7 protein-coding genes are annotated in these 8,658 nt (G+C 33.0%); 2 read left to right on the forward strand and 5 right to left on the reverse strand.

All coding sequences use genetic code 11. From position 1 onward, the window contains the following. Positions 1 to 517 precede the first annotated feature (517 nt). The 5 genes from AAC053_RS12675 to AAC053_RS12695 all read right to left on the reverse strand — a co-directional run bounded on the left by AAC053_RS12675 (position 518) and on the right by AAC053_RS12695 (position 5,516). On the reverse strand, positions 518 to 709 hold the full coding sequence (locus AAC053_RS12675) for a cold-shock protein (RefSeq protein ID WP_339757262.1): 192 nt from the start codon (positions 707 to 709) through the stop codon (positions 518 to 520). A gap of 57 nt (positions 710 to 766) precedes the next feature. Then, positions 767 to 1,756, reverse strand: coding sequence for a UDP-3-O-(3-hydroxymyristoyl)glucosamine N-acyltransferase (gene lpxD / locus AAC053_RS12680; RefSeq protein WP_339757265.1), 990 nt, complete (start codon positions 1,754 to 1,756; stop codon positions 767 to 769). Positions 1,757 to 1,852: 96 nt separating this feature from the next. Continuing rightward, positions 1,853 to 3,403, reverse strand: coding sequence for an SDR family oxidoreductase (locus AAC053_RS12685; RefSeq protein WP_339757268.1), 1,551 nt, complete (start codon positions 3,401 to 3,403; stop codon positions 1,853 to 1,855). A 31-nt stretch (positions 3,404 to 3,434) separates the two neighbouring features. Then, positions 3,435 to 3,884 carry a KTSC domain-containing protein gene (locus AAC053_RS12690; RefSeq protein WP_339757271.1) on the reverse strand — a complete coding sequence of 150 codons (450 nt, stop codon included), beginning with the start codon at positions 3,882 to 3,884 and terminating at the stop codon, positions 3,435 to 3,437. Between the two features lie 78 nt (positions 3,885 to 3,962). After that, on the reverse strand, positions 3,963 to 5,516 hold the full coding sequence (locus tag AAC053_RS12695; protein WP_339757273.1) for a DEAD/DEAH box helicase family protein: 1,554 nt from the start codon (positions 5,514 to 5,516) through the stop codon (positions 3,963 to 3,965). Positions 5,517 to 5,641: 125 nt separating this feature from the next. Here AAC053_RS12695 and AAC053_RS12700 point away from each other — a divergent pair, with 125 nt between their 5' ends. Continuing rightward, positions 5,642 to 6,580: a peptidoglycan DD-metalloendopeptidase family protein gene (locus AAC053_RS12700; protein WP_339757275.1), complete on the forward strand. Its 939-nt coding sequence runs from the start codon at positions 5,642 to 5,644 to the stop codon at positions 6,578 to 6,580. 230 nt (positions 6,581 to 6,810) lie between these two features. Continuing rightward, positions 6,811 to 8,658 (forward strand): DNA topoisomerase 3 (locus AAC053_RS12705; protein WP_339757278.1); only part of this gene is annotated, 1,848 nt, incomplete at its 3' end.

Raw genomic sequence — 8,658 nt, forward strand, 5'->3', positions numbered from 1 at the left:
GCGGTTGACAGCGGACATTTTACATAACGGCAAATTATAGGATCAAATACTTAATTATTCACGAATTCCAAAAAATAAAATAGAAATGCATGAGTAAATGCTTTTTTAACTCTGCGAAGCAAACCGTTTCTAGTTTAATGCCCAAGTTCTGCACACTAAAACCATTAATACTAAAGCTTCTGGGATATTTTACATACTTTTTAAATAATAAGATCCTGAGGATATTGTTATTTAAAAACAAATTATAGTCTACATCATATAAAGAGTTCTAATGGTTTTAATATTTAATCATCCACTGGATAATCAAATATCAAAAATGTCCTATAATTTATATTATGTAAAATAAAAATAATTACTTACCCCTTTAATTGTCAAAATCATTAATGTTTTAGAGTGAGTTAAGCGATAGCCTTTAATGATCTAGAATCAATTTTTATAAAAATAACAAAATATTAAATACAAAAATAGCTCATCACAATAAATGTGATGAGCTATTATAATCATGGTGAAGCTATTATTAGATAACTCTAACGTTTACTGCGTTTAAACCTTTTTTTCCTTCAGTTAAATCGAATTCTACTGTATCTCCTTCACGAATTTCATCGATTAATCCAGAAATATGGACAAAATGTTCTTTGTTTGAACCTTCTTCTGTTATAAATCCGAAGCCTTTAGCATCGTTGAAGAATTTTACTGTTCCTTTACTCATATTGTAATATATTATATTTATTACTAAGTACTATTCAACAATAATGCCAAAAATAATTTAGCGCGCTAACTTTCTCAGCGCAACCCATTGCTTAAGCATTTCTCTAGAATCTACTGCAGGATAGCCTAATACCGTTTTACCTGCTGGTACATCGTTCATTACACCAGAACCTGCACCTACTGTGGCACCAGAATGAATGGTTGTATGATCTTTTATAGAAGCAGATCCACCAATCATAACTCCATCACCTAAGGTAACAGAACCTGCAAGACCACTACTACCAGCCATAATACAAAAACGTCCAAGCACACAATTATGTCCAATCTGTACCAGATTATCAATCTTGCAACCATCACCTAATATGGTAGAACTAAATTTAGCACGATCCACACAAGAATTCGCACCAATCTCTACACCATTACCAATAACTACATTACCTATATGCGGAATTTTAACCAAGCCTCTTCCATCATCACTTGGGCGATAGCCAAAGCCATCGGCACCAATACTTACATTATTATGAAAAATACAATGGCTACCAATTATAGATCGCTCTCTAATTATAGCACCAGACCAAACTGTAGTGTGATCTCCAATAGTGGTTTCGTCTAAAATTGTAACATTCGGGTAAAGTGTTACGTTATTTCCAATAACAACATCTTTACCTACATAACAACCAGCTCCGACTCTACTTCCCTTACCTATTTTAGCTGAAGTATCAATAACTGCGGCTGAATGAATATTGGTTTCAAAATGTGGCGTTTTTGGTGTAAAGGCTTCTAATAATTTAGCCATGGCTAAATCTGCGTTTTTCACTTTAATCAACACTCTGTTTTCACCAGGTTCTAAATCAATATTGTCATTAACTATGGCTAAAGCCGCTTTAGAATCTGCCCATAGTGCTGCATATTTTCTATTACCAATAAAAGTGGCTTGTGTATTATTTGCCTTCTGAATTTGCTCTAAACCAGATATTTTATGAGAAGTATCTCCTACAATTTCGCCATTTATTATGGTGTTTATTTCTTGTATTGTTAATGATTTCATGAGTATTTTAATGTATGGTTAATTAATAGACATACAATATACTCCTATAAAAATAAATGGCAGTGAGAAAATTTAATATTCAGATAGGATTTAGATTTACCAGCTAATCGGACGATAATCTTTCAAGAATTTACCAGACCAATGTTTACCGGTATTTATACCATCAAAAAGTGGATCCATAACTCGTGCAGCACCATCTACTATATCTAATGGTGGCTGAAAATCGTGTAAGTCTTGCTTGCGTTTTGCCAATTCTGCAGGATCTTCATCAGTTACCCAACCTGTATCAACAGCATTCATATAGATGCCTTCTTTAGCTAAACTACCTGCAGCAGTATGTGTTAGCATATTTAAAGCGGCTTTTGCCATATTGGTATGTGGATGACGGTCTTCTTTAAAAAAAGAATGGAACTTCCCTTCCATCGCAGATACATTAATAATATGCTTTTGTCCTGTATTGTCATTTTTCATCACTTCAGACAAACGATTACATAATACAAATGGTGCTACTGAGTTTACCAACTGTACTTCTATCATTTCTGTAGTTTCAATCTCACCAAGTTTTAATCTCCAACTGTTGGTTTTTCTTAAATCTACTTGTTGTAAATCTGCATCCAATTCACCTTCCGGAAAAACCTCTTGCGATACCAATGTGTTATCAAAACTATAAGGAATCTGGGATAATTTCGCAGAAGATCTCAGTCCTATTCCTGGTTCTGGACCATGCCAAGTTACAGGCATATTTTTATTAGACGACGCACCTGTTGTTAGCTGTTTTAATTCATCTAAACATTCGGTATGCTCGTTTAGTAAATCTCTAGCAAATTTAGGTAACTCTTCTATTGGTCGTTCTTCGTTTGGCATTAAATGACTATAAAAACCAGCTGGCCGTCTTACAGTTTGCGCTGCATTATTTATTAAGATATCGAGTTTCTTGTAACGCTGTTCTATAAAGTTACAGAAGATTTCTACACTAGGAATATGTCTTAAATCTAAACCATGAATTTTTAAGCGATGTCCCCATTCTGTAAAGTCTTCCTCTTGAGAAAAACGCAATGCAGAATCTACAGGAAAACGTGTCGTCGCTATAACTGTGGCTCCACCTCTTAATAACATTAATGTAATATGGTATCCAATTTTTAATCGCGAACCTGTAATCACAGCAACTTGTCCTTTTACATCTGCTGTTTGAAATCTTTTGGCATAATTAAAATCACCGCATTCTGTACACATAGTGTCATAGAAATGATGCAATTTGGTAAATAAGGTTTTACAAACGTAACAGTTTCGAGGAGACTCTAGCTCTAATTGTTCTTTGGTTTGTAAATCTGCTTCTGGTAACAATTTAGGAGCAACAAATATATGAGCTTCTCGTGCACTGCGGATTCCAGTGACTTTACGTGCGTTTTTATCGCGAGCAGCTTGTTTTCTTTTAGCTGCTTTCTTTGCGTCTTTTTTACGACGAGAAAATTCTTCTCTATTGGGACGCGATAATTGTCCAGAAGCTTTTATTAAAGCTGTACGCTGTGGTTTCGGGATTTCAAAAATCTGATCTGTATCTGCAACTAAACGTTTTAGTATAGTAATACACTTTTCAATCTCTTCTGTAGAAATATCCTTGCTTTGGTAAGTATTATCGTTGCTCATTTATTGTTATAATATACCTCTACTCTATAGTTTATGCTTCTTGAAGTTCTTTCTTAGACTTTCTATACAGATAAGAATTAAATATACTACGTCTAGCAAATCGCATTTGTTTGTCTGAATTTAAAAACTTAATAAATACATTTTTTGGTACTCCAAAATATTCATAAGAACTGCTATCTAAAAATGTAATTTCTAAGAGTAAACCTTTATGTTGAAAATCTAGAATATTAGACTCCATTATTGTTTTTGTATAATCTTCGAGATTAGAAGCTTTAGTTTCTGGCGCAATACTTACTAGAAAATGATAACCATCTATGATTTGACGACTTTTTAATTCTGCTTCTTCTTGTCCTACATCACCATCTTGAAATTTATCAGGATGCCATTCTTTTACTAAGTTTCTATACGATTTCTTTAATACTCTTAAATCAATAGTATCTTCAATAGAAAATAGTTTTTTGTATTCTTTAATACGTTTCATTACCAGTGCTTTAAATTAAGGCGCGAAACTACATTATTTTCAGATATAATAGTCTATTAATCTTGTATTATAAAAACCTTAATCTTCTGGTGAAAAACCATGAATCTCTTCAAACTTTTCATCAAAGTTTGTTCTCAAATACGAACTGAGTTTCTTTTGGTAATCATCTTTTAGCCACTTCAAAAAATTGTAAGTGCTTTTACTAATGCACTTAGCGTAAATCTCTATGCGTTGGTTAATATCGTCTTTTAATAATTTTGCTAAAGCTAATGCATCATATACGTCCTCACTATTCTCAATACAGATTTTTGCATGCTGTTCTATAGAACGCTCTAAAACAACTTTAGAAGATTCACCCTTTGTGACGGCATCTTTATAGGTCTGTTTAATATCAAAATAAGTGTCTTCAGATTTAGAAAACTCATCCTTAATTTCGTCTGATAAATCGTGCTTAAAAGTAGATTCAATAGTTTCATCATCTTTAATTCGGTCTGCAAACCAGTTTGGCGATTTAAAAATTAATTGCCAATCTAAATCCGCTCCCCATGGACCAAATCGATAAAGGTTGTTTCCTAAATCTATGGTCGTAAACATAGCTTTGCTATTTAATATACGAGAGCCACGACCAATCATTTGGTAGTATAAGGTTAATGATTTAGTTGCTCTGTTTAAGATAATGGTATCTATAGTTGGTTCATCAAAACCAGTAGTTAAAATACTTACAGAAGTTAGTATTGCATCTGGTGTTTGGTGAAACCATTCTAAAATCTGCTTCCGCTGCTTTTTTGTTGCTGTATTATCTAGGTGCATAATTGGTAAGCCAGCTTCTTTAAAGGCATAATACACATTTATAGACGTATTTATACCATTATTAAAAATCAAAGCTTTCTTTCCTAATGAATGTTTTTTATAAGCATCTACAAGCTTTTGCAACATTGCAGGACTAGAATATAAATCTTCAGATGATTTTACTGTATAATCACCATTAGAACCAACCTCTAAAGAGGTTAAACCCATATCGTAAGCATAAGTTTCTGCTCGTGCTAAGAATTCGTTTTCAATTAGATTCTCAATCGTTTCACCAGTAATAAGTTCATCGTAGTTATCCTTCATTGGTAACTCTTTGTTAGAACTTAATGGTGTTGCAGTAACACCTAGAATGAAAGATTTTTCAAAAAACTTAAAAAGCTTTGTAAATGAATTATAATGCGCTTCATCAATAATTACTAAACCAACATCTGAGATATCGAGCATATCATCATTCAAACGATTATTTAAGGTTTCAACCATTGCAACAAAACACGAATACTCAGCCTGGTCGTCTAGATTTGCTTTACTATTCACCACTTTGTTGGTAACACCAAAACCATCTAGCATTTTAGACGTTTGGTTACAAAGTTCAACTCTGTGCGTCATTATCAACACCTTCTTGCTATGATTCTTCAAATATTGACGTACCATTTCAGAGAAAATAACCGTTTTCCCACCACCAGTTGGCAGTTGATATAATAAGTGATAATCATCACGCTCTGTATCAAACTTTTCAAAAATTTGACTTATAGCACCATGTTGATAGTCATATAATTCTTTATCGGTCTTCTTTTCTTGAACAGCTTGATTGGTTTGAGACATGGATTATAATTAATTTAATACTTTGCAAAATTACGTTATTTTAAGAGATGTTAAAGCCATTTGCTGTTAACAATATTTGTTTTATTTTAGCGTTCTTTCAGACCGACTAAGAATATTATTTATAAATGAAACACATCTTTTTTTGCTTTGCATTTCTTATGAGTGCGATGTGTTCTTTAGCGCAAGAAGATACTCTGGCAACTTCTATTAAAATAAAACTACCAACTTCAATACTCAAAAAAAAGGCTATAGTTAACGAAATTGAAATTCCCTTAATTTCAAAAAAAGAATCATTAACCATTATTCCAAAAGTTAACATTAAAGCAGATTATTGGAACACAACGGTTTACAGTCCTTACCGAAATACAATTACAGAATTTCCATTAGAAATAACATTTAAGGATAGTATTTACACTTCACCTGTTGCGCATAAAAAAGTGATTACATCTCGCTATGGCTGGCGCAAAGGGAGACCACATAAAGGTATTGACATTGATTTAGTTACTGGTGATTCCGTTGTTTCTATACTTAGTGGTATAGTGCGTTTTGCAAGATACAGTCGTGGCCATGGTAAAACTGTAGTCGTTAGACATTATAACGGTTTAGAAACGACTTATGCACATTTATCACATATTGCCGTTAAAGCAAATGACAGCTTAACTACGGGACAATATTTAGGTAAAGGAGGAAATACAGGAAACTCAAGAGGTAGTCATCTTCATTTGGTGGCAAGTTATAAAGGGGAATATATTCATCCGGATTACCTCTTTAATTTTGATAGCTCTAATACCATTAGATCTGAAGATATTTGGGTAACTCGTAAATGGACAAGACCAAGTTATCATAGTTCTAAGCGTTTATCCAAGTTAAATCTTTTTGAAACTAAGGAAGCTGCTTTAGCTAGTATAGAAAAACAACGAAAAGTATATGTTGTAAAATCTGGTGATACATTATCACGAATCTCTTTACGAAATAACACTACGATTTCGTCGATTTGTCGCACAAATAAAATTAAGAAAACCTCTACCTTAAGAATTGGTCAAAAATTAGTTTTAGAACTGTAGTAAATCGTTTATTCAAAGTTTAATTTTCTGTATTTTGCAAGCTCAATCCAAATTTTGTATTAGAACTTCGTTATGAAGGTTTAAATTGCAATAAAATCTAGGATTTTCTTAATTTGAGCATAGCATCGCTACGGTTAAATTAAAAAATAAAGCAGAGCGATAGATTTTAAAGCAATTTAAAGATGTAATAGATTTTCTAATGCACACTTGGGTTATATAAATTGTACGATTTGAAAGTTTGTATTGCCGAAAAACCAAGTGTTGCAAGAGAAATTGCATCTGTATTAGGAGCCACAACAAGACATGATGGCTACTATGAAGGCAATGGCTATGCAGTAACTTATACTTTTGGACATCTTTGTACTTTATATGAACCTGTAGATTACAAACCCTATTGGAAAAGTTGGGATTTGAATAACTTACCAATGCTTCCTGAGAAATTTCAGGTTAAGATTTCGGATAATGATGGTATTAAAAAGCAATTTAAGATTGTAAAAAGTTTATTTGATAAAGCTGATGTTGTTATTAACTGTGGTGATGCTGGCCAAGAAGGAGAATTGATACAGCGTTGGGTAATTAATAAAGCTAATTATAAAGGGGAAGTACAACGCTTATGGATTTCGTCTTTAACTACAGAAGCTATTAAAGAAGGCTTTAAGAATTTAAAACCCTCTAAAGATTATGACAACCTATACTATGCAGGCTTTTCAAGATCTATCGGAGATTGGCTTTTAGGTATTAATGCTACCCGATTATATACTGTTAAATATGGTGGTTATAAGCAAGTTTTGTCTGTTGGCAGAGTGCAAACTCCTACCCTTGCGATGCTAGTAAGTCGTTTTAAAGAGATTGATAACTTTAAGCCACAACCGTATTGGGAATTACAAACACTTTACCGAGATACACTTTTTAGTTATGAAGAAGGACGCTTCTTGAAAATGGAAGATGGTGAGATTCTTGCCAATAAAGTCAAGGAACATGAGTTTGAAATTGTATCAATTACCAAAAAGAAAGGAACTGAATATGCTCCTAAACTTTTTGACTTAACAGGCTTGCAAGTATATTGTAATACTAAGTTTGGGTTTTCTGCAGATGAGACACTTAAAATAGCACAAAAACTTTACGAAAAAAAGGCGGTTACATATCCTAGAGTGGACACAACATTTTTGCCAAATGATGTCTATCCGAAGGTGAAAAGTATATTATCTAAACTTACTGATTACTCGAATCTTACAGTGCCATTATTAAATCAAAAAATAAAGAAGTCTACAAAGGTCTTTAATGATAAAAAAGTAACAGATCACCATGCCATAATTCCTACCGGAATGCAAACGCATTTGCAATACAACGAGCAACAGGTTTATGACATCATAGTAAAGCGTTTTATCGCTGTTTTTTATAACGATTGTAAAGTTTCTAATACAACAGTTATAGGAAAAGCTGCAGATGTTAATTTTAAAACCACAGGAAAAGAGATTCTTTCTAAAGGTTGGCGTGTGGTATTCGAAAAGCAAGATGCTACGATTATAAGCAGTACAACAAAAGATAAAATGTTACCAAGCTTTGTTAAAGGTGAAAAAGGATCTCATGAACCTTCATTCTTAGAAAAACAAACGAAACCACCAAATCAATTTACAGAAGCTACTCTTTTACGCGCAATGGAAACTGCTGGCAAACAAGTAGAAGATGATGAACTTAGAGATTTAATGAAAGAAAATGGTATTGGTCGTCCATCTACACGCGCTAATATTATTGAGACACTTTTTAGACGCAAATATGTAAAGCGGAATAAAAAACAACTTATTCCAACAATTACAGGAATTCAATTGATTGATACAATTCAGAATGAATTATTAAAATCTGCTGAGCTTACTGGTTCTTGGGAAAAGCAATTAAAGGACATTGAGAAAGGTAAAATTAGTGCTACTGCTTTTATAAAGGGAATGAAACGTATGGTTGATGCCTTAGTTTATGAAGTGAGAAGTGAAAAGGTACAGACTAGGATTTCTTCTGTAAACAATAAACCTGTTGGGAAACCTAAATCGAAGACCAAATCTAAAACAGAAACTATTATTGGA

Source organism: uncultured Winogradskyella sp., from assembly GCF_963975125.1.
In the GTDB taxonomy this organism is placed as follows: Bacteria; Bacteroidota; Bacteroidia; order Flavobacteriales; family Flavobacteriaceae; genus Winogradskyella.